The 26,969-nt window shown below is 62.3% G+C and carries 25 protein-coding genes; 6 read left to right on the top strand and 19 right to left on the bottom strand.

The features are described 5' to 3' along the window. The first annotated feature begins 391 nt into the window (after nucleotides 1-391). Nucleotides 392-2,359 carry a M23 family metallopeptidase gene (locus tag I8N66_RS12185; RefSeq protein ID WP_113541368.1) on the top strand — a complete coding sequence of 656 codons (1,968 nt, stop codon included), beginning with the start codon at nucleotides 392-394 and terminating at the stop codon, nucleotides 2,357-2,359. Nucleotides 2,360-2,533: 174 nt separating this feature from the next. On the opposite strand, the gene clpB is transcribed toward I8N66_RS12185, so the two are convergent. Further along, a complete protein-coding gene (gene clpB, locus I8N66_RS12190) occupies nucleotides 2,534-5,140 on the bottom strand; it encodes an ATP-dependent chaperone ClpB (RefSeq protein ID WP_291153994.1) in 2,607 nt (868 codons plus the stop codon). A 268-nt stretch (nucleotides 5,141-5,408) separates the two neighbouring features. Next, complete coding sequence (locus I8N66_RS12195) at nucleotides 5,409-6,434, bottom strand: NAD(P)-dependent oxidoreductase (protein WP_291153996.1); 1,026 nt, start codon at nucleotides 6,432-6,434, stop codon at nucleotides 5,409-5,411. Nucleotides 6,435-6,564: 130 nt separating this feature from the next. On the opposite strand from I8N66_RS12195, the gene I8N66_RS12200 reads away from it, so the two are divergent. Next, nucleotides 6,565-7,149: a TetR/AcrR family transcriptional regulator gene (locus tag I8N66_RS12200; RefSeq protein ID WP_291153998.1), complete on the top strand. Its 585-nt coding sequence runs from the start codon at nucleotides 6,565-6,567 to the stop codon at nucleotides 7,147-7,149. An 89-nt stretch (nucleotides 7,150-7,238) separates the two neighbouring features. Here the strand turns inward: I8N66_RS12200 and I8N66_RS12205 are convergent, their stop codons facing one another. The 5 genes from I8N66_RS12205 to I8N66_RS12225 form a co-directional block, all read right to left on the bottom strand. Then, nucleotides 7,239-7,904, bottom strand: coding sequence for a DUF4167 domain-containing protein (locus I8N66_RS12205; protein ID WP_291154050.1), 666 nt, complete (start codon nucleotides 7,902-7,904; stop codon nucleotides 7,239-7,241). A gap of 332 nt (nucleotides 7,905-8,236) precedes the next feature. Further along, entirely contained in the window at nucleotides 8,237-9,106 is an 870-nt protein-coding gene (gene prmC / locus I8N66_RS12210) for a peptide chain release factor N(5)-glutamine methyltransferase (protein ID WP_113541363.1), read from the bottom strand. A gap of 3 nt (nucleotides 9,107-9,109) precedes the next feature. Next, a complete protein-coding gene (gene prfA, locus I8N66_RS12215; RefSeq protein ID WP_291154000.1) occupies nucleotides 9,110-10,192 on the bottom strand; it encodes a peptide chain release factor 1 in 1,083 nt (360 codons plus the stop codon). Between the two features lie 70 nt (nucleotides 10,193-10,262). Continuing rightward, complete coding sequence (ptsP, locus tag I8N66_RS12220) at nucleotides 10,263-12,530, bottom strand: phosphoenolpyruvate--protein phosphotransferase (RefSeq protein ID WP_113541361.1); 2,268 nt, start codon at nucleotides 12,528-12,530, stop codon at nucleotides 10,263-10,265. A gap of 86 nt (nucleotides 12,531-12,616) precedes the next feature. Next, nucleotides 12,617-13,891: an aspartate kinase gene (locus I8N66_RS12225; RefSeq protein ID WP_113541360.1), complete on the bottom strand. Its 1,275-nt coding sequence runs from the start codon at nucleotides 13,889-13,891 to the stop codon at nucleotides 12,617-12,619. 647 nt (nucleotides 13,892-14,538) lie between these two features. Between I8N66_RS12225 and I8N66_RS12230 the strand changes: the two genes are divergently transcribed. After that, complete coding sequence (locus I8N66_RS12230; RefSeq protein WP_113541359.1) at nucleotides 14,539-16,071, top strand: ABC-F family ATP-binding cassette domain-containing protein; 1,533 nt, start codon at nucleotides 14,539-14,541, stop codon at nucleotides 16,069-16,071. A gap of 73 nt (nucleotides 16,072-16,144) precedes the next feature. Here I8N66_RS12230 and I8N66_RS12235 read toward each other — a convergent pair whose 3' ends face one another. After that, on the bottom strand, nucleotides 16,145-16,660 hold the full coding sequence (locus tag I8N66_RS12235; protein ID WP_291154005.1) for a class I SAM-dependent methyltransferase: 516 nt from the start codon (nucleotides 16,658-16,660) through the stop codon (nucleotides 16,145-16,147). A gap of 149 nt (nucleotides 16,661-16,809) precedes the next feature. On the opposite strand from I8N66_RS12235, the gene I8N66_RS12240 reads away from it, so the two are divergent. Then, on the top strand, nucleotides 16,810-17,361 hold the full coding sequence (locus I8N66_RS12240; RefSeq protein ID WP_291154007.1) for a dihydrofolate reductase family protein: 552 nt from the start codon (nucleotides 16,810-16,812) through the stop codon (nucleotides 17,359-17,361). Between the two features lie 217 nt (nucleotides 17,362-17,578). After that, nucleotides 17,579-18,325, top strand: coding sequence for a bifunctional 2-polyprenyl-6-hydroxyphenol methylase/3-demethylubiquinol 3-O-methyltransferase UbiG (ubiG, locus tag I8N66_RS12245; RefSeq protein ID WP_291154009.1), 747 nt, complete (start codon nucleotides 17,579-17,581; stop codon nucleotides 18,323-18,325). A gap of 15 nt (nucleotides 18,326-18,340) precedes the next feature. Here the strand turns inward: ubiG and I8N66_RS12250 are convergent, their stop codons facing one another. From I8N66_RS12250 to I8N66_RS12270, 5 genes are all read right to left on the bottom strand, one after another. Next, nucleotides 18,341-18,907 (bottom strand): GNAT family N-acetyltransferase, encoded by a 567-nt coding sequence (locus tag I8N66_RS12250; protein ID WP_291154011.1) that lies wholly within the window; start codon nucleotides 18,905-18,907, stop codon nucleotides 18,341-18,343. Between the two features lie 102 nt (nucleotides 18,908-19,009). Continuing rightward, nucleotides 19,010-19,438, bottom strand: a complete 429-nt coding sequence (locus I8N66_RS12255) for a DUF1178 family protein (RefSeq protein WP_113541355.1) — start codon at nucleotides 19,436-19,438, stop codon at nucleotides 19,010-19,012. Then, nucleotides 19,435-20,292: a carbon-nitrogen hydrolase family protein gene (locus I8N66_RS12260; RefSeq protein WP_291154014.1), complete on the bottom strand. Its 858-nt coding sequence runs from the start codon at nucleotides 20,290-20,292 to the stop codon at nucleotides 19,435-19,437. Before I8N66_RS12260 ends, I8N66_RS12255 begins: the two co-directional genes overlap by 4 nt. Nucleotides 20,293-20,378: 86 nt before the next feature. After that, nucleotides 20,379-20,636: a glutaredoxin 3 gene (gene grxC / locus I8N66_RS12265; protein WP_113541353.1), complete on the bottom strand. Its 258-nt coding sequence runs from the start codon at nucleotides 20,634-20,636 to the stop codon at nucleotides 20,379-20,381. 47 nt (nucleotides 20,637-20,683) lie between these two features. Beyond that, nucleotides 20,684-21,460, bottom strand: coding sequence for a ComF family protein (locus I8N66_RS12270; RefSeq protein ID WP_291154016.1), 777 nt, complete (start codon nucleotides 21,458-21,460; stop codon nucleotides 20,684-20,686). Between the two features lie 58 nt (nucleotides 21,461-21,518). On the opposite strand from I8N66_RS12270, the gene I8N66_RS12275 reads away from it, so the two are divergent. Beyond that, a complete protein-coding gene (locus I8N66_RS12275; protein WP_113541351.1) occupies nucleotides 21,519-22,397 on the top strand; it encodes a methyltransferase domain-containing protein in 879 nt (292 codons plus the stop codon). 27 nt (nucleotides 22,398-22,424) lie between these two features. On the opposite strand, the gene I8N66_RS12280 is transcribed toward I8N66_RS12275, so the two are convergent. The 6 genes from I8N66_RS12280 to I8N66_RS12305 all read right to left on the bottom strand — a co-directional run bounded on the left by I8N66_RS12280 (nucleotide 22,425) and on the right by I8N66_RS12305 (nucleotide 26,780). After that, complete coding sequence (locus I8N66_RS12280) at nucleotides 22,425-22,592, bottom strand: Flp family type IVb pilin (protein WP_113541350.1); 168 nt, start codon at nucleotides 22,590-22,592, stop codon at nucleotides 22,425-22,427. Between the two features lie 69 nt (nucleotides 22,593-22,661). Further along, a complete protein-coding gene (locus I8N66_RS12285; RefSeq protein WP_113541349.1) occupies nucleotides 22,662-22,982 on the bottom strand; it encodes a hypothetical protein in 321 nt (106 codons plus the stop codon). A gap of 179 nt (nucleotides 22,983-23,161) precedes the next feature. Next, the gene (gene mutT / locus I8N66_RS12290) at nucleotides 23,162-23,575 is read right to left on the bottom strand and encodes an 8-oxo-dGTP diphosphatase MutT (RefSeq protein ID WP_291154020.1); all 414 of its coding nucleotides are present in this window, start codon (nucleotides 23,573-23,575) and stop codon (nucleotides 23,162-23,164) included. 4 nt (nucleotides 23,576-23,579) lie between these two features. Continuing rightward, on the bottom strand, nucleotides 23,580-24,335 hold the full coding sequence (locus I8N66_RS12295; RefSeq protein ID WP_291154052.1) for a GNAT family N-acetyltransferase: 756 nt from the start codon (nucleotides 24,333-24,335) through the stop codon (nucleotides 23,580-23,582). Nucleotides 24,336-24,452: 117 nt separating this feature from the next. After that, on the bottom strand, nucleotides 24,453-25,694 hold the full coding sequence (gene argJ, locus I8N66_RS12300) for a bifunctional glutamate N-acetyltransferase/amino-acid acetyltransferase ArgJ (protein ID WP_291154022.1): 1,242 nt from the start codon (nucleotides 25,692-25,694) through the stop codon (nucleotides 24,453-24,455). 219 nt (nucleotides 25,695-25,913) lie between these two features. Beyond that, nucleotides 25,914-26,780, bottom strand: coding sequence for a peptidylprolyl isomerase (locus tag I8N66_RS12305; protein ID WP_113541371.1), 867 nt, complete (start codon nucleotides 26,778-26,780; stop codon nucleotides 25,914-25,916). Nucleotides 26,781-26,969: the final 189 nt, after the last annotated feature.

Here is a 26,969-nt window from a genome sequence, read left to right on the forward strand (position 1 = left end):
AGGTCGTCGTCGCCAGCAGCGCCGCCGCCCTCGTCAGTGATCGGGCTTATAGACCCCCATCCCCGAAGACGTCAACAGGCTTTCTGGAAAAAAATGACAAATTTCTGACAAAGGCCGGAAACGCCGGGCTTTGAGCCCCAAAAAATCTTCTGCCTCCTCTGCGAGGGCTGTGGAGACACATTTTGGCCCTCACTTTTTCACAATCGGCCGGTCTAAGCGAAACCGACGATGCTTCGCGGATGCTTTCGCGCGGACGGGCGTGGGATAGCTGGGATATGCGCCCTCTCCCCTCCCCCGCGATTTGACTCCGTTGCGCGAAAGATGCACATCTTCGCGCAACGTATCGCAGGCAAGAATACGGTTTAGACAAATCGGGGACACTCAGTTCGGCATGAACACCGACAAGAACATGGTCAGGTCGCTCGGCGATCAACCGCCGATCCTTGCGCATGGCCGCCGCGCGCCCGACAGGCGCGAGATCTCCCTACGCTGGCTTTCCGGCACCTTTCTGACCGGTATCACCTCAAGTCTTCTTATGGGCGTTGCTCTTTTTGCCGCCCTTGACGGGCGCCAGCAGCTGGCCATCCCCGCCGAAGCCTATGCGGCACTCGACAGCGCGCCGAACGGAGACGAGCAGGCGCGCGCGGTACGCGGCGGTCGTATCCTTTCGCCGAAACTGGTCGCCAAACCGGCGGACAAGACCGTCATGGAAGTTTCCACCATGACCCATGACGGCGAAAAGGAAGTGGTGCGCAAGCAGCCCTTCGTTCATGTCAAGATGGCACTCGCCGCCAATCACCAGCCCTCGGAAAACTATCCGGACTTCGATCCGCTGGCGATCTTTTCCACCGACGATGCGGATGAAGAATCTCCGGTTGCCCGCACCGGCACGCTCTACGGCTCGAATGTCGATTCCGAAGTCGCACTGAAGACCGTCGACTTTCCGCTGAATGGCGGTGTTGCCTTTGACAGTTCGATGTCGCTCGAAGAGGTGGAGGAAAACGTTCGCACCAACGGTTCGGTCCTGACCGAGGGCAGCACGCAGGTCGCCTCGCTCTATTACGTCGATCCGCAGCGCTTCGCATCCGAGAGCGATGGCCTCGATCTGCTTCAGGGACTGACCGCCCGCATCGTCGAACAGAACAAGAGCGATGCCGCCTACGAGACGATCGACGAAGAAAGCACCGAATACGCTGACGACATCATACCGGTGCGGCGCCAGACCGATATTGCCACCGTCATGGTCAACGCCGGCTACGCCAAGGCCCAGGCCGAAGACGCGGCCGGCTATATCGGCGACGCGCTCGGTGCGAACGAACTGAGCGAGGGCGACGTTCTGCGCATCGGCATCATTCAGAACGGAGAAGCGCAGAAGGGCGACGAAGCCCGCATCGTGCGCGCCACCATTTATTCGCGCAATCGCCATGTGCTGACGATGGCCGTCGACGACAAGGGCCGCTTCGTTCCTGGTGCCGAACCGCCGAAGCTCGACGCGGTGGCCACCGCCTTCGACGACAATGGCGCGCCGGTCATGACCAGCAGCCACGATCTGCCGCGGGTCTATGACGGCATCTACCGCGCCGCCCTTTCCTATGGCATGAGCGCCGACATGGTCGGCCTTGTCGTCAAGCTGCTCGCCAGCAACGTCGATTTCCAGGCACAGCTGAAGCCGACGGATTCGCTCGAAGCCTTCTTCTCCGTAACCGACGAACGCGGCATGGCGACGGAGGAATCCGAGCTTCTCTATGTGCGGGCGAAGTTCGGCGATGCGGTTACCGCCTTCTACAGGTTCCAGGATCCGGAAGACAATTCGATCGATTACTTCGATACCGAAGGCAAGAGCATCCGCCAGTTCCTGCTGCGCAACCCCGTGCCGAACGGCCACTTCCGGTCCGGCTTCGGCATGCGCCGCCATCCGATCCTCGGCTTCTCACGTATGCACACCGGCGTCGACTGGGCAGCTCCGCGCGGAACGCCGATCATCGCGGCCGGCGGCGGCGTCGTGGAAAAGGCCGGCTGGGATTCCGGTGGCTACGGCAACCAGACGCTGATCCGCCACGCCAATGGCTACGTGTCGTCCTACAACCACCAGAGCGCGATCGCCAAGAACGTCAAGGTGGGCAACAAGGTCGTCCAGGGCCAGGTGATCGGCTGGGTCGGCACGACGGGTCTTTCGACCGGTCCGCACCTGCATTACGAGCTGATCGTCAACGGCAACAAGGTCGATCCGCTGCGCATCCGCCTTCCCGGCGGCAAGTCGCTTTCGGGCGACGCGCTGGCGAAGTTCGAGAAGGAACGCGACCGCATCGACGAGTTGCTGAACAAGGATGGCGCCGGCGCCGAAGTCGCAAGCAACTGAAGCATGGCGCGCAACACTGCGCGACTGCTTGGGATCAAGTTACCGAAAAGCAGAAGCTTGAAGCGCAAAGAGCGAAGCTGAAAGAGCGCGACGCGCCTTGGGCCCCTCCCCTCTTCCAAAGCCCGCACAAACAAGAAGGCCGCCCCGAAGGGCGGCCTCGTTTCTTTGATCTTGTCAGGCGGCTTCCTTGTCCGCCGTCGCTCCGCGCTTGAAGTTGAGGCGGTCGGAGCCGGCGAGCACCTTGACGGACGAACCATCCGGGAACTCGCCCTGCAGGATCTTCTCGGCGAGCGGATCCTGCACGTACTTCTGGATCGTGCGCTTCAGCGGACGTGCGCCATAGGCGGGGTCGTAACCCTTGTCGGCGAGGAAGGCGCGGGCGTCGTCCTCGAGCTCCAGCGTGATCTTGCGCTCGGCAAGCAGCGACCGCAGCCTTTCGAGCTGGATATCGACGATCGCGCCCATTTCCGAGCGGCGCAGCCGGTGGAACAGGATGATCTCGTCCACGCGGTTCAGGAACTCCGGCCGGAAGGCAGCCTTGACCACATCCATCACCTGGTCGCGAACCGCATCGCTGTCCTCGTTCTCGCCGAGACCAGTCAGATACTCGGCCCCGAGGTTCGAGGTCATGATGATCATCGTGTGCTTGAAGTCGACCGTGCGGCCCTGACCATCGGTCAGGCGGCCGTCATCGAGCACCTGCAGAAGCACGTTGAAGACATCCGGATGCGCCTTCTCGATCTCGTCGAACAGCACGACCTGGTAGGGCCGACGGCGGACGGACTCGGTCAGAGCACCACCTTCCTCATAGCCGACATAGCCCGGAGGTGCACCGATCAGCCGGGCCACGGAGTGCTTCTCCATGTATTCCGACATGTCGACACGCATCAGCGCGGTCTCGTCGTCGAACAGGAACCGGGCCAGCGCCTTGGTAAGCTCCGTCTTGCCGACACCGGTCGGGCCGAGGAAGATGAACGAGCCGATCGGCCGGTTCGGATCCTGGAGCCCGGCCCGCGAACGCCGGACGGCACGGGAGACCGCCTGCACGGCGTCACCCTGGCCGACGACCCACTTCGCCAACTCGTCTTCCATCCGCAGCAGCTTGTCGCGTTCGCCTTCCAGCATCTTGTCGACCGGAATACCGGTCCAACGAGAAACCACATGTGCGATGTTGTCCGGAGTCACGACCTCCTGCACCATCGGGTTGGCATTGGCGTTTTCCTGGCTTTCGGCATCCGCAAGCTCCTTTTCGAGCTTCGGAATGACACCGTAGGTTAGTTCGCCGGCGCGCTGGAACTCACCCTTGCGCTGGACGATCGCCAGTTCGTTGCGGGCTTCGTCCAACTGCTTCTTGAGATCGGCAGCACGCCCCAGTTTCTGCTTCTCCGCCTGCCAGCGAGCCGTCAGCGCCGACGCCTGCTCTTCGAGCGAGACAAGATCGAGCTCGAGCTTCTCCAGCCGATCCTTCGACGAGACATCGGTTTCCTTCTTCAGGGCCTCGCGCTCGATCTTCAGCTGAATGATGCGGCGGTCGAGCTCGTCAAGCTCTTCGGGCTTGGAGTCGACCTGCATGCGCAGGCGCGACGCAGCTTCGTCCATCAGGTCGATCGCCTTGTCCGGCAGGAACCGGTCGGTGATGTAGCGGTTCGAAAGCGTCGCGGCAGCAACCAGCGCCGAGTCCGAGATGCGGACCTTGTGGTGCTGCTCATACTTCTCCTTCAGACCGCGCAGGATCGAGATCGTGTCTTCGACTGTCGGCTCCTCGACCATGACCGGCTGGAAGCGGCGGGCAAGGGCTGCGTCCTTTTCGACGTGCTTGCGATATTCGTCCAGCGTGGTGGCGCCAACGCAATGCAACTCGCCGCGCGCGAGCGCCGGCTTCAGAAGGTTGGAGGCATCCATCGCCCCTTCCGCCTTGCCGGCACCAACAAGCGTGTGCATCTCGTCGATAAACAGGATGATTTCACCGTTTTCAGCCTGCACTTCGTTGAGAACGGCCTTCAGCCGCTCCTCGAACTCGCCGCGGAATTTTGCACCGGCAATCAGCGCGCCCATGTCGAGCGCCATCAGTCGCTTGTCCTTGAGGCTTTCCGGCACGTCGCCATTGACGATGCGCAGAGCAAGGCCTTCGGCGATGGCGGTCTTGCCGACGCCGGGCTCGCCGATCAGCACGGGGTTGTTCTTGGTGCGGCGCGAAAGCACCTGGATGGTGCGACGGATCTCGTCGTCGCGGCCGATGACCGGGTCGAGCTTGCCGTCACGCGCGTCGGCCGTCAGGTCGCGTGCGTATTTCTTCAGGCTGTCGAAGCCCTGCTCGGCATTGGCGCTGTCGGCGGTCCGGCCCTTGCGAATGTCGTTGATCACCTGATTGAGCTTGGTCGCGGTCACGCCGGCCTTGGCGAGAATGCCAGAGGTCGCAGCAGAGCTTTCGATCGCAAGCGCTAACAGCAGCCGTTCGACGGTGACGAAGCTGTCACCGGCTTTCTTCGCGGCCTCCTCGGCGCTGGAAAACACGCGCGCGAGCGGCTGCGACAGATAGACGGAGCCATTGCCGCCGGAAACCTTGGGGAGCTTGGCAAGTGCCGCATCATTGCCGGCGCGCGCCTCACGGGCGTCGCCTCCGGCGCGCTCGATCAGCGAAGCGGCCATGCCCTGATCGTCGTCGAGCAGCACTTTGAGCACATGCTCGGGCGTGAATTGCTGGTGTCCTTGCGCCAACGCATAGGTCTGCGCCGACTGCAGAAAACCGCGCACGCGCTCGGAATATTTTTCAATGTTCATAGTCTACCTCCATAGCCCGGCAGGCCCATCGCGTGGCACCCGTCGGTGTTTCAGGATCAGGCTCCCGCATTCGGCAAGCCTGTCAGTGTGGAGCGATCCCCGCCTTGCGCCGGATCAACGCATCCGAAGCGAATATGGGGCACCGATTTTGGAAATTAAAGAGCCGTCCATGGTCTCCAGACCGAAATCTGCAACCGAAAAATGCGGCCACCGGACGGTTTGCCCCGCGGCCGCGTTTTCGCTCAGGGAGGCGCGAAGCCCCATTGGTTCACTCAGCCGCCATCAGCGATCGTTCGGCGAATGACGCACCGAACTCCTTCATTCGCCGCACGTAGTAGGCCGGGTCGATCAGAACCTCGGGGAGATAGAGACCGGGCGCAGACGCGTCGCCACCTGCAAGGCCGAGCATGCGTTCCACCGCCAGCGCAACACCGAGCGCGGTCAGCGGTGCCTGCCCCGCGGGGTGCACGATCTCGTGGCGATGATTGAGACGCTCGCCATCCCTGCCCCGCCCTGCGATCTCGATGACGATCTCGGTCGAAAACGGCTCGCCACGACGCCTGCTCGCGGATTCGCTGTAGGCGAGGTCCAGCCGGATGTTGCCGGCATTCGTCCGAGCCGAGAGCGCCATGACGTCGAAGGGCGAATAGGCAACCGCATCGAGTTCGACGCCGTCGACGCTTCGGTAGCGCGCCTTCGAATCCTCGCCGCCGGCCCAGTGGAGCTTGCCGTCCTTCACGGTCAATGCCGCCGGCGCGAGGCCGGTGATACGATTGTAATCGGCGAGTGCCGCCGGGCCGCCCATATCCTGTTCGTCCAGCAGGACCCCGATGCGGATCGTGTCGATCGCCTCATAGGCCTTGGCGAATTCGAGGATCGGGAAGATCGCGGCGCCGGCGAGCCAGTGGCTGGCGAGCAGGATCGGCGCCTTGTCCGGCGCGTGGATATATTGCGCCATTTCCGGCCCCACTTCGAAGGTGCCGCTCGAAAGGCTGATATAGGGGATGCCGTGGCGCTGGGCGTAGCGCATCGAGCTCAGCTTCTCATCCTTCAGGAAAATGACGACGGCACTGAAGCGCGGCTCATGGCCAAAGCCAAGATCCGGTCGCGCCAGATCGACACTGACGCCGATCGCGTTTCCCACCTCACGCGCCACGGCCTCGGCTTTGCCGACATCACGGCCGCCGATGGCGATCGGCAGCTTGGGGTGTAGCCGGCGGATGATTTTCGCCGCCTGCGATCCGACGACCCCGGAGCCGCCAATAATCAAAACAGGCTGAAACTTGCTCGACATCTTCCTATCTCCTAAACGAAAGGTGTCCGGCTGATTGCCGAACCTACCATTAGTAAGTTACTGTTAGTAGATAAGTTGCCGAACGCCGCTTTCAAGAGCCACAAACCGGCGCGAAAAAGGATTGCGATCGATGGCACCGACGAAAATCCGAAAGCTCGCCAAACCCGAACGGCGCGCCCAGTTGATCGAGACCGCCAAGGAGATCCTGCGCGAGTGCGGAGCCGATGCCCTGACGCTCGGACACCTCGCCGAACGTGCGGGCGTCAGCAAGCCGATCGCCTATGAGCATTTCGGTACGCGTGAGGGATTGCTGATCGCGCTCTCCCAGGAGATCGAAGACCGCCACACAAGCAAGCTGCAGTTGGCGCTTGCCGGGGCACCGAAAGAGCTCGATGCGGTCGCCGACATCATCAGTTCGGTTTACATCAAGTGCGCCGTCGACAGTGGTGAGGAATGGCAAGCCATCTCCGGCGCGCTGCGTGGCAACGCCGATATGATCGCGACACAGCAACAGCAGGCCGACGACTATGTGGGGATGATCCAGGCGGCACTCGGGCCGTTTGCGAAAATTCCCGCTGAAGATTTGCGCCTGCGCTGCACTGGTATAGCAGGGGCTGCCGAGGCGATCGGCCGCGAACTGATCCGCGGCCGCACAAGCGAGGCGGCCGCCAGCACCAATCTCGCGGCACTGATCGTCGACAGCGTCAACGCCTGATCGCAAGTATCAGACAAAGAAAAACCCGGCCGCAACAGGCCGGGTTTTTGTCGTGCCCAGATCGGGCAACCTCGCTGTCAGCTCGCCACTTACTCGGAAGCGGCCAGTGCCGGTGCTTCCGGAGCGGCATCGCCCGAAGCCTGAGCCTCGTCGGCAGCACCGTCCTGTGCGCTACGGCGCGGACGGCGCGGACGCGGCGCACTGCGGCGGCGGGATGCGGCGCGGCCGGAGGCAGCCGGAGCTTCCTCTTCCATCGCGACTTCCGCCGGCGTGCCTTCGATCACCGGCTGCGGGCCCGTGCCGTCGATGACAACAGGCTGCGGCTCGGCAGCAGGCGCTGCGGCCACGGCAACCGGAGCCGGCATGTCGTCGACATAAACCTGATCCAGATCATCCTGGTCCTGATCGGACGCATCATGGCCGCGGAAATCCTGGCGATCTTCGCGCTGGAACCGATCCTGCATCTGCGCCTGTGCGGCGGCAATGATACGGTTGTAGTGCTCGGCGTGCTGCAGGTAGTTTTCTGCGATGACCCGGTCGCCCGAGCTCTGAGCATCGCGCGCAAGAGCTGAGTACTTCTCGGCGATGTGCTGGGCAGTACCGCGAATCTTCACGTCCGGGCCGGAACTGTCGTAGGTCCGCGTCAGCGGGTTCGAGCCCTTGCGGTTGTGATTGTTGTTGTTTCCGTTGTTATTGTTGTTGTTGTTATTGTTATTCCGCCCGCGGCCGCGCTTGTTTTGCTGTCCTGGCCTCATAGTACATTCACCCGAATTCTCTTGATAATGATGATCATGTGGTTTCGTCTTCCGGCCGGATCCGTTCACGCCCGACAGAGCACGCACCGCTGCGCTCGCACAATGGCGGCTTTGGCGCCGACTGACGTCAAATTAACAGGTACCTGCACAAGGCACTTGTTGACCCTAGCAACTCTTTCTTGAGAGCAATCCCCGTGGCCAGGTCATACCGGAACGAATCTTAGGTCCATGACCTTCTGCCCAGTGCGCGGGCAAACTAGCCCGCTTCCTCTGGGATTCCAAGCCCTTTCTTTGCCTGAGCAAGAAAGAAGATGCGTCAGTGCAGCATTTTTTCAACGGTTGATGTCGCGTTCGAAGATCAGGACGCGGTCATTACCGCCGAGATCCTTCGCCGCTTCACGCAGACGGAATTTTTCGGCGTTAAACAACGCCGTCACCGCCTCTTTCTGGTCGAAACCGATTTCCAAGCCTATCACGCCATTTGTCTCAAGATGATGACCAGCTTGAGAAGCGATGGCGCGATAGGCATCAAGCCCATCTTCTCCGCCATCTAGCGCTGCGGCCGGGTCGTGAAGTCTCACCTCCGGCTCAAGCTCATGGACGACACTGGACCGGATATACGGCGGATTTGAGACGATCACATCGTACCGTCCGTCCACCTTCTCGTACCAGTTGCTGAGAAGCGGCCGAAACCGTTCCGCAAGGCCGAGCCCGGCAGCATTCGCCGTCGCCGTTGCCAGTGCGTCCTGCGATATATCGGTGGCCGTGCCCCTGGCTTCAAGAACCTGCGACAGGAGCGCGATACAAATCGCCCCGGTACCGGTTCCAAGATCGATAAGCTCGCAGCCACCCTTTCGCGCAACCGCCTCACGCAGATAGGGGATCATCCGATCGACGAGCGTCTCGGTATCCGGGCGAGGCTCCAGCGTTTCCTTCGAAAGCTTTAGCGGCAGGCCGAAAAATTCGCGTTCGCCGAGAATACGGTAGACCGGTTCGCGTGCCAGCCGCCGCGCAACCGCCGCCCGGATGCGTGCGGCATCCTCCTCCGACACGGGCTCCCTGCCCCGCGAGACAACCGCACTCAGCGAGATGTCGAGCAGGCCGGAGATCAGATGCCGGACGTCGAGAGCCGCATGCTCGATGCCGCCCGCCTGCAGGCGATCGCGACTTTCGGCAACGAGGCTCGCGAGCGTTTCGGCCATGGCTCAGCCCCGCTGCTCGCCGAGCTGCGCCAACTGGCTTGCCTGATAATCGGCGAGCAACGCATCGACGACCTCGTCGATCTCACCCATCATCATCCGATCGAGCTTGTAGAGCGTCAGGTTGATGCGGTGGTCGGTCAGGCGTCCCTGCGGGAAGTTGTAGGTGCGGATACGCTCGGAGCGGTCGCCCGAGCCCACCTGGCTTTTGCGGTCGGCCGAGCGTTCGCTGTCGGCGCGCTGGCGCTCCATGTCGTAGAGGCGCGAGCGCAGGACCTGCATCGCCTTCGCACGGTTCTGGTGCTGCGACTTTTCCGAGCTGGTGACGACGAGCCCGGTCGGGAGGTGGGTGATGCGCACCGCCGAGTCCGTCGTGTTGACGTGCTGACCGCCGGCACCCGACGAGCGCATCGTGTCGATGCGGATATCTTCGGGGCGGATCTCGATGTCGATGTCCTCAGCCTCGGGCAACACGGCGACGGTTGCGGCTGACGTATGAATGCGCCCGCTCGCTTCGGTCTCCGGCACGCGCTGCACCCGGTGCACCCCGGATTCGAACTTCAACCGCGAGAACACGCCGCGTCCGGAAACCGTCGCAATGATTTCCTTGAACCCGCCGGCTTCGCCGTCGCTTGCTGACAGCACTTCGACCTTCCAGCCCTTGCCGGCAGCATATCGCTCGTACATGCGGAAAAGATCGCCGGCAAAAAGCGCCGCTTCCGATCCGCCGGTACCGGCGCGAATTTCGAGGATCGCACTCTTTTCGTCGGCCGCATCCTTCGGCAGAAGCAGGATCTGGATTTCCTGTTCCAGTGCCTCGATGGCTGCTTCGACCTCGGGCTTCTCCATTTCGGCGAGGTCGCGCATCTCCCGGTCGGTCGATCTGTCGGCAAGCATCGAAGTGATATCGGCGAGTTCGGCCGTCGCCTTCTCGTAGGCGCGGATCTTGGTCACGACCGGCTGCAGTTCGGAGTATTCCGAGGCGAGCTTGACATAGACGTCCGCGGCCGGGCCGGCCGACATGCGGGCCTCGATCTCACCGAACCGACGTTCCAGTTCGCGCATCTTTTCAACGGGAAGCTTTGCCAAATCTCACTCCAAATGCGTCTCGGCTCGCCCGGATCAAGTCCGGACGAGGATCACGACGCGTCAATTCAATCTAAACCGGAATGCCGTTTTCCGCGGCGAAATCCACCAGCATCTGGCGAACGGGTCGCTGGTCGCGTGTGTCATCGAGCGCCGCGTTGAGCGCGCCGCCAAGCTTGCCCGCATCGAGCGCCAGCAGCATCGCCTTGATGGGGCCTACCGCCGTCGGCGACATCGATACCGAACGGAAGCCAAGCCCCAGCAATGCCATGGCAGAAAGCGGCTTGCTCGCCATCTCCCCGCACAGCGTCACCGGCGTATCGTGCCGGTCACCCGCACGCACGATGTCGCGCAGGATCCTGAGGAACGGTCGGCCGAGCACGTCGAAACGATCGGAGACACGAGCATTGCCGCGGTCTACCGCCATCGCGAACTGGAAGAGGTCGTTCGAGCCGACGGATACAAAATCCACTTCGGTCATCAGCTCGTCGAGCTGCCACAGCAGCGCCGGCACTTCGAGCATGGCGCCGAACTGCAGCTTGCGTGGCAACTGTTCACCAAGCTTCGACTGCCGCTCGATTTCCTTCTGCAGCAGGTCGCGCGCGATCCTGAGTTCGGAGACCTCGGTGACCATCGGCAGCATCAGCTTGAGCTCGGCGCCGGCCGCCGCACGCAGCATCGCACGAAGCTGGGTGCGCAAGAGACCCGGGCGATCGAGCGAAAGCCGGATTGCACGCCAGCCAAGCGCCGGGTTTTCCTCTTCCGCCGCGCGGAAATAGGGAACCACCTTGTCACCGCCTATGTCGAGCGTGCGGAAGGTCACGGGCTTGCCGCCGGTCTGCTTCAGCACACTGCGATAGAAGGCTTCCTGTTCTTCCGCCTTCGGCATCGTCGAGGCGATCATGAACTGGAGTTCGGTGCGGAACAGGCCGATGCCTTCAGCGCCCGCTTCATTGAGATGTGGCAGGTCGACGAGCAGGCCGGCGTTCATCTGCAGCGTAATGCGCTTGCCATCCCTGGTCAGTGGCTCGACGTCCTTCAGCGCCCGGAACTGCGCCTGGCGCCGTGCCCGGAAGCGAACCTTCTCCTCGTAGGCGCGCTGCAGGTCTGCGAGTGGCCGCAAATGGACCTTGGCATCGTCGCCGTCGATGATGATCGCATCGCGGTTTTCCGCAAGCGCAACCGCACCGGTCGCCTGTCCGATCACCGGAATGCCCATGGCGCGCGCGACGATCACCACGTGGCTCGTCACCGCACCCTCTTCGAGCACCAGGCCGCGTACGTTCTCGCGCGGATAGTCGAGCAGTTCGGCAGCGCCCATGGCGCGCGCCACGATCACCGCATCGTTCGGGAAGTCGCTGGCCGAAAGCTTGGCGCCGTAGCCCGAGAGCTGGCGCAGCAGGCGGTTGGCCAGGTCGTCGAAATCATGCATGCGCTCGCGCAGATAAGGGTCCGTCAGACGGATCATGCGCGCCTTGGTTTCGCTCTGCACCCGTTCGACCGCGGCTTCCGCCGTCAGGCCGTTGCGGATCGCCTCTTCGAGCTTGCGCACCCAGCCGCGGTCATGGGCGAACATGCGGTAGGTTTCGAGCACGGCGCGGTGCTCACCCTCCATCGACACCTCGCGGCGCGACAGCATGTCGTCGATCGAGATGCGCAACGACCCCAGCGCCTCGGCAAGCCGCTGCAATTCCTGGTCGGTATCTTCGTTGAGCAGGTTGGTAACGACGATCCTCGGTTCGTGCAGGACGACATAACCGAGGCCGATGCCTTCACCGTAGCTGTTGCCTTCGATCGAGACCGGGCGCGAGAGATCGAGTTCGAGACCCGGCTTGGTGATTTTCTTGAGCTCGCCGGTTGCCACCATCTCGGCGAGAACCATGGCAGTCGTCTCAAGCGCCTCGACCTCGTCCTCGCGATAGTTGCGCATCGCCTTGTTCTGGACGACGAGAACACCAAGCGCGCGGCCCGTGCGCAGGATCGGCACACCAAGGAAGGAGTGGTAGATCTCTTCGCCGGTTTCCGGCAGGTAGGTAAAGGCCGGATGCGACTGGGCGTCGGACAGATTGAGCGGTCGCGCCGAGGCGGCGATGGTGCCGACGAGGCCCTGCCCCATCTTCAATTGCGCCAGGTGGACGGCCGCCTTGTTCAGACCTTCCGTCGCGTAGAGTTCGAGCACGCCGTCGGAACGCAGGACGTAGACCGAACACACTTCCGCAACCATGTTCTGCGCGATCTGGCGCACAATACGGTCAAGGCGCTCCTGCGGCTCCAGCGGTTCCGCCATAAGCTCGCGCAACCGCTTGAGGAGAACGCGCGGACCTGCGGAAAGGTCTCTCATCGCGTGGGGTCTCCCGAAATAGAGTAGGCGGCGGCAAACGGATGCGCGGCGGAACCGCCGCGAATCCCAAATCAGTCGCCTGTCGATTAACTCTTATCGAGACCGTAAGCGGAATGCAAAGTGCGAACCGCCAATTCAGCGTAGGGACCATCGATCAGGATCGAAATCTTGATCTCGGAGGTGGTGATCGCCTTGATGTTGATGCCCTTGTCGGCGAGCGCACGGAAGGCCGAGGCTGCAACACCGGCGTGGCTGCGCATGCCGATACCGATGACCGAGACCTTGACGAGGCCGGCTTCGGACTGAACGACGTCGTAGCCGATCTTTTCCTTGTTGTCGCCGAGCACCTTCAGCGCCTTGTCGACGTCGCCCGACGGAACCGTGAAGGTCATGTCGGTCTTCGAGCCGTCTTCGGAAATGTTCTGGACGATCATGTCGACGTTGATATGGGCTTCGGCGAGCGGGCCGAAGATCGCGGCGGAGACGCCCGGCCGGTCGGCGAGACGGCGCAGCGAAATCTGGGCTTCATCCTTGGCATAGGCAATGCCGGTTACGACTTCCTGTTCCACGATCTCATCCTCATCACAAATCAGCGTACCGGGCGGATTGAGAAGGTCACCCATGCCCGGCGCATCGGGATCTTCGAAAGACGAACGCACGAAGGTGCGGACCTTGTGCACCATGGCGAGCTCGACCGAGCGCACCTGCAGCACCTTGGCGCCGAGCGATGCCATTTCCAGCATTTCCTCGAACGCGATCTTCTTCAGCCGCCGCGCCTTCGGCTCGATGCGCGGGTCGGTCGTATAGACGCCATCGACGTCGGTGTAGATATCGCAGCGATCGGCCTTGACGCCGGCGGCAATCGCAACGGCCGAGGTGTCGGAGCCACCGCGACCGAGGGTGGCGACGCGGTTGTCGGGTCCAAGCCCCTGGAAACCGGCGATAACGGCGACCTGGCCTTCACCCATGCGGCGGACGAGTTCGGCACCGTCGATATCGAGAATGCGGGCTGCGCCATGGGCGTTGTCGGTGCGGATCGGGATCTGCCAGCCCTGCCAGGAACGGGCATTGATGCCCATCGACTGCAGCGCGATCGCCAGAAGGCCGGAGGTCACCTGCTCGCCGGAAGCGACGATCGCATCATACTCGCGCGCGTCGTAGAAAGGCGAGTTGGCGCCGGTTGCCTTTGGCATGTTCTGCACCCAGCCGACCAATTCATTGGTCTTGCCGGACATGGCGGAAACGACGACGGCAACTTCGTGGCCGGCATCGACTTCGCGTTTCACATGGCGGGCGACATTGTGGATGCGGTCCAAATCAGCGACGGAAGTTCCGCCGAATTTCATCACGATGCGTGCCATTTGCCTCTACCGGTACCCAATTTGCGCGCGTAAGGCGCGCGTGACAGGAAAGCCCCCGCCGGCGCCCGACGGTCAAAAAGCTTGGGAGACTTCTCGGACATCGGCAGTCACCGCTTCGGGGAGCGGAAAGTCGCGGCGTCTCTTAGCGGATCAGGGGGCCGCACGCAATGGCAAGCGGGCACAGATTCGGATCCCAATAGCTGGCCTCGACACCGCATTCCGCAACAATATTGCCGAAGGCGCTGCGCGATGGAAATATCCGTACCGCAAGCCCCCGCAAAGCCGCGTTGAAAATTACCGGCGCTGATGCTAAACGTGCAACCGCAACTCAATTCGAGAAAGGGGGGCTGCGCGTGATTACATTCTTCCGGCACCACCGCCAGCGTGGCCCCGTCCAAGCCCTGCAGATGCGTTTGCAGGGCTGACCGGACATACTTCGCAATCTCGCGAACCTATCCCTGGTCTGCCCAGAGTGATGCAGTGCGGAACCGCCCTGGTTCAAACGCCTGCATCGTCTTCCAATATCGAGCCGACGTGACCCACGCGCAGCAAGCATGCCGTTGTGGGTTCAAGCATCCGAAAACCCCGGCGTCAAATGCGCCGCCCATGGATGTCTCACCGTCGCTCGCGCAGTCCAGAGAACGACCATGGCCTTGATCAATATCCGCAACCTCGGCGTCAGCCTGAGCGCACCGCTTTTCTCCAACCTCAACCTCTCGGTCGCCCCCGGTGACCGGATCGGCATCGTCGCTGCGAACGGGCGCGGCAAGTCGACCCTGCTGAAATCGATCGCCGGCAGCTTCGACCCGACCGCCGGCGAGATTACGCGCTCGCGTGGCCTGACCATCGGCCACGTCGAGCAGAACGTGCCCCCCTCCCTTCTGCCTCTCTCCTTCCACGACGCCGTTCTCTCGGCGCTTCCGGCCGACCAGGCGGAAAATGAAAGCTGGCGCGTCGACATCGTTCTCGATTCCCTCGACGTGCCGGAGGTTCTACGCCGCCGCGCTGTCTCGGAGTTGAGCGGTGGCTGGCAGCGATTGGCGCTTCTCGCACGGGTCTGGGTTACTGATCCGGATGCGCTGCTGCTCGATGAGCCAACCAACCATCTCGATCTTGCCAAGATCGCCCGGCTCGAAGCCTGGCTCAATGCCCTGCCGCGCGATGTGCCGGTGCTGGTCGCCAGCCACGACCGCGCCTTCCTGGATGCGACCACCAATCGCACGTTGTTCCTCAGGCCCGAGCAGTCGCCGATCTTCGCGCTTGCCTACTCACGCTCGCGCGCAGCACTTGATGAGGTGGATGCGTCGGAGGAGCGGCGCTACCAGCGCGACATGAAAGTGGCGCAGCAGCTTCGCCGCCAGGCCGCCAAGCTCAACAATATCGGCATCAATTCCGGCAGCGACCTTTTGACGGTGAAAACCAAGCAGTTGAAGCAGCGGGCGGAACGGCTGGAGGACGCGGCAAAACCGGCGCATCAGGAACGTTCGGCCGGCGCGATCCGCCTCGCCAACCGCGGCACGCATGCGAAGATCCTGGTGACACTCGACGACGTTCAGGTGGAAACGCCCGACGGCATGCCGCTCTTCCGCACGGGGAAACGCTGGATCTGCCAAGGCGATCGCATCGTGCTGCTCGGCGAAAACGGCGCCGGCAAAACACGGCTCGTCAACCTCATCCGGTCTGCGATCGAAGAACCCTCCCGTGCGCCCGAAACGCTGAAGGCGACGCCCTCGCTGGTGCTTGGCTACAGCGACCAGGCGCTCGCGGGATTGTCGGATGACGAGACACCGCTTGCTGCGCTGTCGCGTCGTTTTTCGCTCGGCGATCAACGCGCCCGCACCCTGCTTGTCGGCGCCGGCGTCGGCATCGACATGCAGGAGAAGCCGATCGGCCGACTGTCCGGCGGCCAGAAGGCACGCCTTGCCATGCTGGTACTGCGGCTGAAGGAGCCCAATTTCTACCTGCTCGACGAGCCGACCAACCATCTGGACATCGAGGGTCAGGAGGCACTCGAGACGGAGTTGCTGAAACATGAAACGAGTTGCCTTCTCGTCTCCCACGACCGCAGCTTCGTGCGCAATGTCGGCAACCGCTTCTGGCTGATCGAAAAGCGCCGCCTCGTCGAAGTCGAGGATCCCGAAGATTTCTTCGCCTCGGCGGCTGCGAGCGAGCTTGGGTAGCAGCCGCTCAGGCAAACCCACGACCGACAGGAGTGACGCCCGCGACGAGCGGGCGTCACCTTTCTGAATGCAGTCAGGAAGGCGGCCGGGCGATGACGCAGGCGGCCTCGCCGCCGGCGAAGACGTGCGTCAATCGAGCCTCGACGCTCCATCGGTAGCGAAGGACCGCCGCTTCGAGCCGCGCACCCACTTCGTCCGCGCCCGTGGACGGCTCGTCGTGGAAGAGAAAAAGGCGACCTTCCGGCTTCAACAGTTGAACCAGTCCCTCAAACTCACGCGCAGGCTCGCCCCGAGCGAAGACGCCGACGCGCAGCGCAAAAGCCTTGTCGAAGCGACGGTGACCCAAATCGAGTGATTGAAGGTCAGCGACCTGCAAGGTGGCCAGACCGGCTGCGACGTATTTCTCATTTCGGCGCGCCGCCGCCGCAATCATCACGGCCGACCGGTCGATGGCCACTATCTCGCCTTCGACCAGTCGCTCGCAAACCTGCGTCACCGCAACACCATGGCCACAGCCGATTTCGAGCAGTCGATCCGAGGGCCGGGGGGCGACGACCTCGACCGCCCACCCAATCCTGTCCAGCGCCATCTGAAGTCCCCATCCTTCAAGAGATCGAAAGCCATCACCGCGAAGAGTTGCACAAGCTGAATCTGATGCAGAAAACAAACCACTTGCAATTCAAAATCAGTTTTGCCACTCTCTTCCATGACAGGATATGCCGCAACGGGAGTGAGACAATGCGTAAGGTCATCATGTGGGACATGGTCAGCGTCGACGGCTTCTTCGAAGCCCCGGGACACAACATCGACTGGTTCGTCTTCGAAGACGAACTCGCCGCCTATATCGGAGAATCGCAACTTGAAGCGGACACTTTGCTTTTCGGCCGCGTGACCTATGAAATGATGGCCGGTTACTGGCCGTCAGCCGAGGGCGACATCGCTACCTTCATGAACGGCGTCGAGAAATTCGTCTTTTCGCGAACTCTGACATCCGCCGACTGGCACAGGACGACGCTTGTAAACGGCGACGCCACCAAGGAAGTCGAGCGCTTGAAGCACCTCGATGGCGGCACGATCTTCGTTTTCGGCAGCGCGGATTTCGCAGCAGGGCTGATCGAGAAGGGCCTCGTCGACGAGTATCGCCTGGGCATCAATCCGGTGCTTCTCGGCAATGGCGTACCCCTGTTCAAGCCGGGAACGAAGCAGACGAAACTCAGACTGACCCATACCCGCCCGCTGAAATCGGGCGTCGTCATTCTGCACTACCAGCCGGAAACGGATGCAAGCTAAGAGATGCAGAGCATCGCTCCCGACAGTCCTGCGCCCATCTGGCTCATCGCCGGCTCTTGACTTCCCTGCCCGATCGTCCGACTTCACTACTGCATAGCGCCTTAAGTCGGGATCGATTTAGGGATAAAATTATGCAGCAGCTTTAAAGCGTTACAGCGTCCTTCGCGCGTCCTAAAAGACGCGCGGCGCGGTAGGGAAGATGCAAGGAGACGGCGACATGAGCGAGACCGCACGCACGACGATCGACCAGAGCGAGGTGGACCGCTTTTCCGCCATGGCTGCGGAGTGGTGGGATCCGACCGGCAAGTTCCGGCCGCTGCACAAGTTCAACCCCGTTCGCCTCGCCTATATCCGCGACAAGGTGGCCGAGCATTTCGGCCGCGATCCAAGGAGCCCGCAGCCGCTCAAAGGTCTGCGCGTGCTCGATATCGGTTGCGGCGGAGGTCTCCTGTCCGAACCGATGGCACGCATGGGCGCCGACGTGCTTGGAGCCGATGCATCGGAAAAGAACATCGGCATCGCCAAGACCCATGCTGCCGGAAGCGGCGTGACGGTCGACTACCGTGCCGTAACCGCGGAAGCGCTCGCCGAAGCCGGCGAAAGCTTCGATATCGTGCTCAACATGGAAGTGGTCGAACATGTCGCCGATGTCGATTTCTTCATGACCACCTGCGCCCACATGGTTCGTCCTGGCGGCCTGATGTTCGTTGCCACCATCAACCGCACCATGAAGGCGGCGGCTTTGGCTATCTTCGCCGCCGAGAATGTCTTGCGCTGGCTGCCGCGCGGCACGCACCAGTATGAGAAGCTGGTGCGCCCGGAAGAGCTGGAAAAGCCGCTTGTGGCCAACGGTCTCGAAGTGACGGAGCGAACCGGCGTGTTCTTCAATCCGCTTTCCAATCAGTGGAACCTGTCCAGGGATATGGACGTCAACTACATGATCGTCGCCAAGCGCCCGCTCTGAACGCTTACGGCAGGCTCAACCCACCTGCCGATGCGCCAACCATTCGCGTCGCAAGAGCGCATAGACGAACTCATCGCCCCAGACGTCGTTGAAGCGGTCGTTCTCGATCAGATGCGCTTCGCGGCGCATGCCGAGACGCTCGACGACGCCAACCGAACCTCTGTTCAGTGCATCGAGCCGGGCGAAGATCCGGTGGAGCCTGAGCGTCGAAAAGCCGAAATCGAGAACGGCCCGCATCGCCTCCGTTGCATACCCCCTTCTGGCAAAAGCGGGGTTGAAAATGTAACCGGTTTCCGCCTGCTCAGCCGCCCGGCTAGCGAGTTTCAGCAACGCCTCGCCGATCAGCGCGCCATCCTCCTGCCGCTCGACCGCAAACACCGCGACATCCCCATCCTCGTCGAGCCGCGGTGCTGAAGCCTTGGCGAACTTCGCGCGCGCCGCCGTTTCGTCCAGGGGGTCCTGGTAAAGATAGCGGTAAACCTCCGGCAGCCGGTGGTAGGCGAAGAAGGCCGGAAAATCGCCGGACACGAAGGGCCGGATGACGAGACGATCGGTGGAAATGCGAAGCTCGTGCAATGTCATTGGCTGAAAAACTCCCATGCAAAGCTGCGAGATGGGAAGCAAGACATTGTTTTTAAAGAGTTGCCGGCAAAATTTGCGGCATCTCGCAGGCCGCTAACCTGCTTAGTTGACCTCGTCCGGCAAGATCGGCAGCGGTGCGACCGCAATTCCTTCCTCAAGCAGGGCCACGGCCTCTTCCGCTGTCGCCTTGCCGATCAGGCCGCGCTCCTCCGCTTCGCCATAGTGAATCTTGCGCGCCTCCTCGGGGAAGCGTTCGCCGACATCCTCAGCGTTCTCGCGCACAGTTTTCACCAGCTCGCGGATCTTGGCGACCGTTTCCTTCTGCGCCTGATCCATGATCACCGCCCGTGTCGCTTCCTTCTTGCGCGCGGTCGCCACCGAGGGCGCCATCAGTTGCTTGGCAACGGCGGTCGAATTGCAGGTGGGGCAGGACACCAGCTTGCGGTCGACCTGGCGGTCGAAATCGTCACTCGACGAGAACCAGCCCTCGAAAGCGTGGCCGTTGTCGCAGGAAAGCGTATAGCGGATCAAGCGGCGACGCCTCCCTTCCCGGTTGGCGCCACTTCATCGAGCACGAAACTGCGGGCGTTCTTCAAGTTCGGTATCTTGGCGTGCGCCGCATGCACAGCGGCGACGTCGATGTCTGCAAGTACGATTGCCTCGCCAGTCGGACCGGCCGATGCAAGCACCCGCCCCCACGGATCGACGATCATCGAGTGGCCAAAGGTCTCGCGCCCGTCCTCATGCGTTCCGCCTTGCGCTGCGGCGATGACGAAGAGGCCGTTCTCGATGGCGCGAGCACGAAGCAGGATTTCCCAATGGGCCTCGCCGGTTTGGCGTGTGAAGGCAGCGGGCACCGACATGATCTCGGCGCCGGCGACCGCCTGCTGGCGAAACAGTTCCGGAAAGCGCACATCGTAGCAGATGGTGAAACCGAGCTTGCCGAAGCCGAGATCGGCAACGTGCGCCGTGCTGCCGGGCTGATAGGCAGCGCTTTCCCGCCAGCTTTCGCCATTGTCCAGATCGACGTCGAACATGTGGATCTTGTCGTAGTGGCAGATCTTACGGCCGTCGGGACCGAACAAGAGGCCGCGATTGGCGATCTTGCCGTCGGGAAGCGCGATCGGCGTCGAGCCGACATGGAGGTAGACGCCGAGTTCGCCGGCAAGCTTTGCCGCCTCACCGGCAATGATGTCGTTCGCCTCGTCTTTCAGGATCGCACGCAGGGCCGCGCGGTCCCGCTGGAGCGCGCCTGTCATTTCCGGCGTCTGGATGTAGGTCGCGCCTCTTGCCGCGGCATCCCGTGCCAGCCGAACCATCGTCTCCGCATTCCTGTGCGGATCGACGCCGGAACACATCTGTATGGCTGCGGCCTTGAAGGTCATCCTGGTTCAACTCCTGATGCACACCACTGAGAAACGAAAACCTCTCTCGCGCCAGCGGCTCGCAAGATATCGCGTCGTCGGCCGCTTCAGGCGGCGAGCATGCCGTCGAGCTTGCCAGCGCGTTCCAGCGCATGCAGGTCGTCACAGCCGCCGACGTGGATGTCGTTGATGAAGATCTGCGGGAACGTCGTGCCGCCATGCGACTTCTCGATCATCACCTGCCGAACCTTCGGATCATAGGTTGCGTCATGCTCGAGGAAGGGCACGCCCTTGGTTTCCAGTAGTTTCTTGGCGGCCGAACAATAGCCGCAGAACTGACGCGTATAAATGACCACTGAAGCCATGATCCTGAATCGCTCCTTCACCGGCCACCGTGCCGGACAACTGATTGTCATATAAGACCGGATATGGCTCTTGCAAAGGTCAAAACCGTGACCGGCCCGGCTCCCGCCCGCTTCAGCGCACGGGTCGCTGCGGAAACGGTTGCACCGGTCGTGTATACATCATCGACGAGCACCACGCTTTTCCCACGGAGACCCGCCTTGCCGCTTTCCGAGACCGCGAAGGCGCCACGAACATTGTCTTCACGCGCCTGCTTCGCAAGGCCCACCTGCCGGCTTGTGCGTCGGATGCGCTTGAGGATATCGGGTTGATAGGGTCTGCCGGAGAGCCGCGCGATGGCCCGCGCCAGTTCCGCCGATTGGTTGAACCGGCGCCTCCACAGCCGAAAGGCATGCAACGGCACCGGGATGATCGCATCGGCCGAGGCGACCGCCCCATCGCTCGCCCGGATCATCCACTCCGCCATCATCGGCGCGAGGTCGGTACGGTCGCGGTATTTCAGCCCGTGCACCAGGTCGCGAGCGATGCCTTCATGGATAGCCACCGACCTCAGGCGGTCGAAGGCCGGCGGATGGGCGATGGCTTCGGGCGAAACCGAGCCAGTCCCGTGGTCGACCGAAAACGGGGTCCCGAGAATGTCGCAAAAGGGGCGTTCGATCAGCGGCAGCGTCGACCAGCAAAGCGCGCAGACCGCGCGATGACTGCCGACCAGCCGGCCACAGCCACAGCAGACCGGCGGATAGACGAGATCGACTGCCCCGGAGACGAGTCTCCCCAGCGCGCGTCCCCACCCCTCCTCCGGAAACAGCGGTCTCTCGCATCCCATGCTGTTGACTTTGAACCTCCGAAGGTCTTTTTGCTGGCCAGCGTGCGGAGACAGTATCGTGGAAAAAATCTTTGACCAGAGCCTCGTCGAGGCACACCGGGCAAGGGCGCTCAGAAACGCCGATCCGAAAGCCGGTTTCCTTCTCGATATCGTTGCGCAGGAACTTGCCGAGCGCGTCAGCGTAGTCGAGCGCCACTTCGATCACGCTCTGGAGCTGCACGGTTACACCGGGCAGACGGCCCGGGACCTCTTGGCGACCGGCAAGATCGACACGATGGAGCGCGCGGAAACGGATGCGCGTTTCGGGTCTGAGCAAGCACCGGTCACAATCGCCTCGCTCGAAGAGGTTCCTGGCGAGCCCGAGAGCTTCAACCTGGTGGTCTCGCCGCTATCCCTGCACCTGACCAATGATACGCCCGGCGCCTTCATCCAGGTTCGCCGCGCGCTGAAGCCCGACGGGCTTTTTCTCGCGGCCATTCCCGGCAGCGGTACGCTCCAGGAACTGCGCGAGGCGCTTCTGGCCGCAGAGGCCGAGTTGACGGGCGGCGCAAGTCCGCGGGTCATCCCGTTCGCCGATGTCCGCGATGTCGGCGCTCTCCTCCAGCGCGCCGGCTTCGCGCTGCCGGTCACCGACACCGAGACCTACACGGTGCGCTATGATTCGCTGTTTGCCCTGATGCGGGATCTGCGCGCCATGGGCATGACGAGCCCACTCTCGGCACGAAGCCGCGCGCCCGTTTCCCGGCGCTTCTTCCTGCGGGCGGCCGAAATCTATGCCGAACGCTTTTCCGATCCGGACGGCCGCATTCGCGCGACGTTCTCGGTCATCTACCTGTCCGGCTGGGCGCCGCACGAAAGCCAGCAAAAGCCATTGAAGCCGGGGTCCGCAAAGCAGCGGCTGTCGACAGCGCTCGGCACGAAGGAACAGCCGCTCTAACCGGCGACGATCGAGTTCGAACTGAACTCAAGCCCCCTCGAAGGCTGTCGCGACGGAATTGTAGACCGCTGAGAGGGCGCTGCCGATCTGTTCGGCGCCAAGGATTAGGCTGAGAGAGACGATGGCGGCAATGAGTGCATACTCGATGGCGATGCCAGCATGCGTATCGCGAAAGAAGCGTCTCAGCCTTTCCATGCGTCCCCACCCTGGTTCGTATTCAATCCGAAACACAAGGCGGCATCGGAAGACCCGATGGCGCTGGCTTCAGCATCCGCTCTTGCGGCCGTCGGCATCGATGATGCAAACCGCGCCCGGCATTTCCTGAAGGACACTGCGCCGAACCGTGTAGCGCTTGGAGGTCCCGCTCGAAGGGATGGAGCCGGTGGAAATGTTGTCGTAGTCGACGGGCGTGTTCGCCATGATGCGCCTGTCGTTCTTCGAAGACAGCATCGGCGTCAGGATCAATGTCAGCGCGATCACTGCCGTTCCAAACAGCAGGGACAGATTGAGCACACCCGTCCGGCGGGACTGATTAGTCACCAGATCCTTTTCCTGAACCGTGCTCCAGAAATCGTCGTCCACCATCCCAGCCTCACAAACGCACAAAGCACAGCGAACGCAAGCGCCCTTCCCAAGCTTGGTTCCACCGTACTGCCTGAAATCAGTACGCCGTTCACCAACAATGCGTACCGAAAATGAATTGAGCTATCTTTGCGCGAGGGAGATAAACGATCGATTAATAATCAATCAGATTTCGGGTAGGTTCAGAGCAAATCCATAAGAAACGGTATCAGCGGCTCGTCGGCCGGCGGCATCGGATAGTCGCGCAGGGCCTTCGGCCGCACCCACTTGATTGCCTGCCCTTCCCGTCCCGTCGCCACGCCCTCGTAGCGCCGGCAGACATAGAGCGGCATTAGCAGGTGGAAGTCCTCATAGGTGTGGCTGGCGAAGGTCAGCGGCGCGAGGCACGCGACCTTGGTGCGAATGCCGAGTTCTTCTTCCAGTTCGCGGATCAGGGTTTCCTCAGGCGTCTCGCCGGCTTCGACCTTGCCACCCGGAAATTCCCAGAGACCGGCAAGCGACTTTCCTTCCGGCCGCTGCGCCAGCAGGATCCGGCCGTCGGAATCGACCAGAGCACAGGCCGCAACGAGGACGATCTTCTTTCCGTTGGCGTCCATGGTCTCAAGCCCCAGGCGTTCTGTAGATATAGCTGTAAACTTCTGCGAAGGCGGCACCGCGATACAGCGCCATCGCTGCGCGGTTCTCCGCCTCGACCTGCAGCCAGGCCTTCTTGGCGCCGCGCAGGCGCGCCCAACGCAGGCAGACACCGAGCATCGCCTTGCCGACACCGCGTCCGCGGGCCCGCTCGTCGACGGCAAACTGCATGATACCGGCGAGGTCGTTGTCCTGCACGACGAGTGCCACGGCGATCGGACCAGTCTCGGCATCTTCAAACAGAAACAGGCCGCTTTCCGGCTTGATCGCATTGATGATCTCGGCGAGTGCGGCCTTCCTCTTCGTATCGCCCCTGGCGATGCCGATGCAGGCATCGACGAAGCGGCCGACGTCCTTGATCGGCAGGTGATCGATGCCGTCGCCGAATTCGCGCTCGGCAAGATCCGCCGTCATCACCAGGCTGCGGCTGAATGCCGTCCAGCCTTCCGCATCCATATGGGCAACGAGTTGCGGCGGCGTCAGCGGCGTCTGGCGCACGGTCAGCGGCCGGCCGTAGTCCGCAAAGCGCCTGGCGGCCTTTTCCAGGCGAACCGGAATATCGCGATAGTCGGACGGATCGAGCGGATTGACGGAGTTGAGACGCTTGGAATCGTGACCTGCATTGAGCCGGATAAGCCAGCTGCCGTCATATTGCACAGACGCTGCCGGCCAGGCGCGGAAGCCCACGGCCTCGAGACGGCGCACGCTCGGGAGATCCACCATTATCACTTCCCCACCTTCGGCCGCGGCCTTGCCCGCCGGCCGAGTATCACTCGATGTCATCTTGCTACCTCCGGCCGGCCTGGGATGCCAGGCTGCTTGCGATCGCCGACCGGAGCCTCAGCTGCGGTAGTCGCCGTTGATTTCGACATATTCCTTCGTCAGGTCGCAGGTATAGACCGTGGCGCGACCGGAACCGAGGCCGATTTCGACGCGGATCGTGATGTCCTCGGCCTTCATGACGGCAGTGGCTGCCGCTTCCGAATAGGTCGCGTCACGCTCGCCGTCGACGGCTACGCGCACGTCACCGAACCAGATCGCCAGGCGGTCGCGTTCGGCCATCTCGCCGGACTTGCCGACGGCCATGACGACACGGCCCCAGTTGGCGTCTTCGCCGGCAACCGCCGTCTTCACCAGCGGCGAATTGGCAATCGAGAGTGCAATGCGCTTGGCTGCCGCGTCGTTTTCGGCGCCTTCGACGGTGACTTCGACCATCTTGCGCGCACCTTCTCCATCGCGCACCACCTGGAGAGCCAGATCGCGCAGCAGATCGTTGAGGGCCAGGCGGAAGCCATCGAGGCGCGTATCGGCCGCATCGAAAATCGTTGCCTGTCCGTCGGCTCCCGCTGCACCCGTTGCAAAGAGCATCAACGTGTCGGATGTCGAGGTATCGCTATCGACCGTGACCGAGTTGAACGTCGGACCGACACCGGCCGAAAGCAGCGCCTGCAGCGCGGCCGGGGCGATGTCGGCGTCGGTGACCACGAAGGAGAGCATCGTCGCCATGTCGGGCGCGATCATGCCGGCGCCCTTGGCGATACCGTTGATCGTAACCTTGACGCCACCGATCTCGGCAGTGCGTGTGGCGACCTTCGGATAGGTATCCGTCGTCATGATCGCCTTGGCGGCTTCGAACCAGAAATCTTCCTTGCCGGCTGCGGCCAGGTCGTCGAGCACGCCGGCAAACTTGGTCGCGTCGAGCGGCTCGCCGATGACGCCGGTCGAAGCGAGGAACACTTCGCCCTCGGCACAACCGGCCGCCTTTGCCGCCGATTTTGCCGTCAAAGCGGTCGCTTCGCGTCCCTTCTTGCCGGTGAAGGCATTGGCGTTGCCGGAGTTGACGACAACGGCGCGCGCGACACCGCCGGCGAGGTTCTGCCGGCAGAAATCAACCGGAGCCGAAGGGCACTTGGAGCGAGTGAAAACACCGGCAACGGCTGCTGGCTTGTCGAACACCATCATCAACACGTCGGTGCGGTTCTTGTACTTGATGCCTGCGGCAGCGGTTGCCATGCGGACACCGCGCACGGAAGGCATTTCGGCGAAGGTTTTCGGAGCAAGCGGAGAAACGGAGCCGGACATGGGAAACCTGCTGTGACGGGTTGGAGCCAGAGCATTTCCAGGAAAAGTGCGTAGCGGTTTTCCGTCAGGAAATGCGTAAGAACAAAGATCTGGGGCGGTTTACAACCGAAACTGCTCCAGATCCATCTTGCGACAAATGCCCGAACGGTTTTCACCGCCGGGCATCGACAAAAAGCGGTGACGGCAGGTACGGCCGGCGGCCGCACCTGCCAATCAAAACTACTTGGCTTGCTGAGCTTCCTGCGCCTTGTTGGCCTCGTCATAGGCCTTCTTCAGAGCGGGATCGGAAATCTCGACGCCTGCGTCCTTCTTGGCGGCGGCAAGCAACTCGACGTACTTGTCACGCATGAGAAGCTGGCGGACCTGCGGCTCGACCTGCTCGAGCGGCGGCGGAGCCTGCGGGCGCTTGTCTTCGACCAGGATCACGTGGAAGCCGAACTGCGTCTTGACCGGGGTCTTGGTGTAGGTGCCTTTTTCGAGAGCGAAGGCGGCCGTCTCGAATTCCGGCACCATGCGGCCCTTGGTGAAGTAGCCGAGATCGCCGCCGTCGTCCTTGTTCGGATCGGAAGACTTCGCCTTGGCCAGCTCGACGAAGCTCTTGCCGGCGTCGAGTTCCTTGATGATTTCCTTGGCTTCGTCCTCGGTCTTCACCAGAATATGGCGCGCCTTCACTTCTTCCTGCGGCGGGATCGCTGCGATCTCCTTGTCGTAGCGCGCCTTCACCTCTTCCTTGGTGATTGCGTCGACCACGTGCTTCTTGAAGTAGGCGTTGTGCAGTTCGCGCTCGGTGAGGTAGGCAACACGCTGCTTGAAGGTCGCATCATCCTGCAGGCCTTCCTTTTCGGCCGTCTTCGACAGGAGCTTGACGTCGATGATCGCCGAGAGAGCCGCAGCACGCTTCTGTTCCTCCGGCATCTGCTGAAGCTGCGGGTCGAGACCACCGAGCGCCAGCGTGAGTTCGGACTGGCGCACGTCCTCGCCGCCAACCTTGGCGATCACCGGATCGGCGTCTTCCGCCCGCGCGGCACCATGAACGGCCATGGCCGCAACCAGTGCCGCAGCGGCCAGGGTTTTCAACTTGGACATGCTCATTACCTTTCACATTAGCCTTCGGCGCAATTGCCTGCAGCTTGTAGCGGCTGCACACCACCAGAATGTGGCGGTTCTGTAGCCGTCCGGCAGTGCAATTGCGTTGACATAATTCGACCCCCCTCTTATCTGTCACGCAACCTCGCGTCCAGAACAGTTTCCGGGCGTTTCACGGCATTGCGCGGT

Origin of the sequence: Ensifer sp. SSB1 (genome assembly GCF_016652895.1) — a bacterium.
GTDB lineage: Bacteria > Pseudomonadota > Alphaproteobacteria > Rhizobiales > Rhizobiaceae > Ensifer.

Excerpts from the sequence above, each read along its gene's own strand:
- I8N66_RS12185 (WP_113541368.1), top strand. The coding sequence starts at position 392 with ATGAACACCGACAAGAACATGGTCAGGTCGCTCGGCGATCAACCGCCG.
- clpB (WP_291153994.1), bottom strand. The coding sequence starts at position 5,140 with ATGAACATTGAAAAATATTCCGAGCGCGTGCGCGGTTTTCTGCAGTCG.
- I8N66_RS12195 (WP_291153996.1), bottom strand. The coding sequence starts at position 6,434 with ATGTCGAGCAAGTTTCAGCCTGTTTTGATTATTGGCGGCTCCGGGGTC.
- I8N66_RS12200 (WP_291153998.1), top strand. The coding sequence starts at position 6,565 with ATGGCACCGACGAAAATCCGAAAGCTCGCCAAACCCGAACGGCGCGCC.
- I8N66_RS12205 (WP_291154050.1), bottom strand. The coding sequence starts at position 7,904 with ATGAGGCCAGGACAGCAAAACAAGCGCGGCCGCGGGCGGAATAACAAT.
- prmC (WP_113541363.1), bottom strand. The coding sequence starts at position 9,106 with ATGGCCGAAACGCTCGCGAGCCTCGTTGCCGAAAGTCGCGATCGCCTG.
- ptsP (WP_113541361.1), bottom strand. The coding sequence starts at position 12,530 with ATGAGAGACCTTTCCGCAGGTCCGCGCGTTCTCCTCAAGCGGTTGCGC.
- I8N66_RS12225 (WP_113541360.1), bottom strand. The coding sequence starts at position 13,891 with ATGGCACGCATCGTGATGAAATTCGGCGGAACTTCCGTCGCTGATTTG.
- I8N66_RS12230 (WP_113541359.1), top strand. The coding sequence starts at position 14,539 with ATGGCCTTGATCAATATCCGCAACCTCGGCGTCAGCCTGAGCGCACCG.
- I8N66_RS12235 (WP_291154005.1), bottom strand. The coding sequence starts at position 16,660 with ATGGCGCTGGACAGGATTGGGTGGGCGGTCGAGGTCGTCGCCCCCCGG.
- I8N66_RS12240 (WP_291154007.1), top strand. The coding sequence starts at position 16,810 with ATGCGTAAGGTCATCATGTGGGACATGGTCAGCGTCGACGGCTTCTTC.
- ubiG (WP_291154009.1), top strand. The coding sequence starts at position 17,579 with ATGAGCGAGACCGCACGCACGACGATCGACCAGAGCGAGGTGGACCGC.
- I8N66_RS12250 (WP_291154011.1), bottom strand. The coding sequence starts at position 18,907 with ATGACATTGCACGAGCTTCGCATTTCCACCGATCGTCTCGTCATCCGG.
- I8N66_RS12260 (WP_291154014.1), bottom strand. The coding sequence starts at position 20,292 with ATGACCTTCAAGGCCGCAGCCATACAGATGTGTTCCGGCGTCGATCCG.
- grxC (WP_113541353.1), bottom strand. The coding sequence starts at position 20,636 with ATGGCTTCAGTGGTCATTTATACGCGTCAGTTCTGCGGCTATTGTTCG.
- I8N66_RS12270 (WP_291154016.1), bottom strand. The coding sequence starts at position 21,460 with ATGGGATGCGAGAGACCGCTGTTTCCGGAGGAGGGGTGGGGACGCGCG.
- I8N66_RS12280 (WP_113541350.1), bottom strand. The coding sequence starts at position 22,592 with ATGGAAAGGCTGAGACGCTTCTTTCGCGATACGCATGCTGGCATCGCC.
- I8N66_RS12285 (WP_113541349.1), bottom strand. The coding sequence starts at position 22,982 with ATGGTGGACGACGATTTCTGGAGCACGGTTCAGGAAAAGGATCTGGTG.
- mutT (WP_291154020.1), bottom strand. The coding sequence starts at position 23,575 with ATGGACGCCAACGGAAAGAAGATCGTCCTCGTTGCGGCCTGTGCTCTG.
- I8N66_RS12295 (WP_291154052.1), bottom strand. The coding sequence starts at position 24,335 with ATGGTGGATCTCCCGAGCGTGCGCCGTCTCGAGGCCGTGGGCTTCCGC.
- argJ (WP_291154022.1), bottom strand. The coding sequence starts at position 25,694 with ATGTCCGGCTCCGTTTCTCCGCTTGCTCCGAAAACCTTCGCCGAAATG.
- I8N66_RS12305 (WP_113541371.1), bottom strand. The coding sequence starts at position 26,780 with ATGTCCAAGTTGAAAACCCTGGCCGCTGCGGCACTGGTTGCGGCCATG.